A 1524-nucleotide genomic window follows, 5' to 3' on the forward strand; every position below is an offset into this window, starting at 1 on the left:
CGAGTTGCCGCCGAGGTCGAAGAAGTTGTCGTGCGCCCCGACCCGGTCGGCCTGGAGCACGTCGGCGAAGACGGCGGCCACCTGCTCCTCACCCGGAGTACGCGGTGGGGTGTATTCGGTTCCGGTACTGGTGAATTCGGGTGCCGGGAGTGCCTTCCGGTCGAGCTTGCCGCTGGTATTGAGCGGGAACTCGTCCAGGACCACGAACGCGGACGGCACCATGTACGACGGCAACGCCGCCGACGCATGAGCACGCACCACCGACACCTCGAGCGCGGACTCCGCCGTCACATACGCCACCAGATGATCACCGGTCACCGCGTCGGCATACACCGTCACCGCCGCCCCGGTCACCGCCGGATGCGCCCGCAACACCGACTCGATCTCCCCCAGCTCGATCCGCTGACCACGGAACTTGACCTGGAAATCGGTGCGCCCGACATACTCGAGCACCCCGTCCCGACGGCGACGCACCAGATCCCCCGTCCGATACATCCGCGCACCCGGCACCCCGAACGGATTGGCCAGGAACCGATCCGACGTCAGATCGGCCCGCCCCACATACCCGCGAGCCAACTGCACACCCCCGAGATACAACTCCCCCGCCACCCCCGCCGGCACCGGATGCAACCGGGAATCGAGCACATACGCCTGCGTATTCCACTCCGGAACACCGATCGGCACCGACACCGTGTCGGCGACCCCACACTCCCAGAACGTCACCGACACCGCAGCCTCGGTCGGACCATACAAATTATGCAACCGGGCCGGCGTCACCGCCCGCAACCGGGCCACCGTCTCCGGCGGCAACGCCTCACCGATCGCGAACACATGCCGCAAACTCCGGCAGGAACCCGCCGGCACCGCCGCGACGAACACATCGAGCATCGACGGCACGAAATCGGTGACCGTCACCCCCTGCTCATCGATCACCTGCGCCAGATACCCCGGATCCCGATGCCCGTCCGCGGTCGCCAACACCAACCTGGCACCGACCTGCAACGGCCAGAAATACCCCCACACCGACACATCGAACGTCGTTGCCGTCTTCTGCAACACCACATCCCGACCGGTCAACCCGTACTCGGCCTGCATCCACCGCAACTGATTCACGATGCCCGCATGCGGAACCGCCACACCCTTCGGCTTCCCCGTCGACCCCGACGTGAAGATCACATACGCCGGATTCTCCGGCCGCAGCGGAACCACCCGCTCCGCATCCGTGACCGCCGCCTCCGAGAAACCGGACACATCCACCTCGTCGATCGAGACCACCTCGACCCCCGACGGCAACCCCACCCGATCCGCCGCCGTGCTCAACACACACACCGGCACAGCGGAGTCGAGCACATACCCGATCCGCTCGACCGGATGATCCGGATCGACCGGCACATACGCACCACCCGCCCCGAGCACCGCATACATCCCCACCACCAAATCCAGGGACCGCCGCATCGCCAACACCACCCGCGACTCCGGCCCCACCCCCAACCCGATCAGATACCGGGCCAACCGATTCGCCCG

The 1524-nt window shown here is 66.7% G+C and carries 1 protein-coding gene; it reads right to left on the bottom strand.

Translation table 11 applies throughout. The features are described from left to right. The coding region (locus tag ACH49N_RS38920) for an amino acid adenylation domain-containing protein (RefSeq protein ID WP_358278833.1) at positions 1-1524 on the bottom strand (1524 nt) is incomplete at both ends.

This window comes from Rhodococcus sp. NPDC019647 (assembly GCF_044389235.1).
GTDB lineage: Bacteria > Actinomycetota > Actinomycetes > Mycobacteriales > Mycobacteriaceae > Rhodococcus_F > Rhodococcus_F oxybenzonivorans.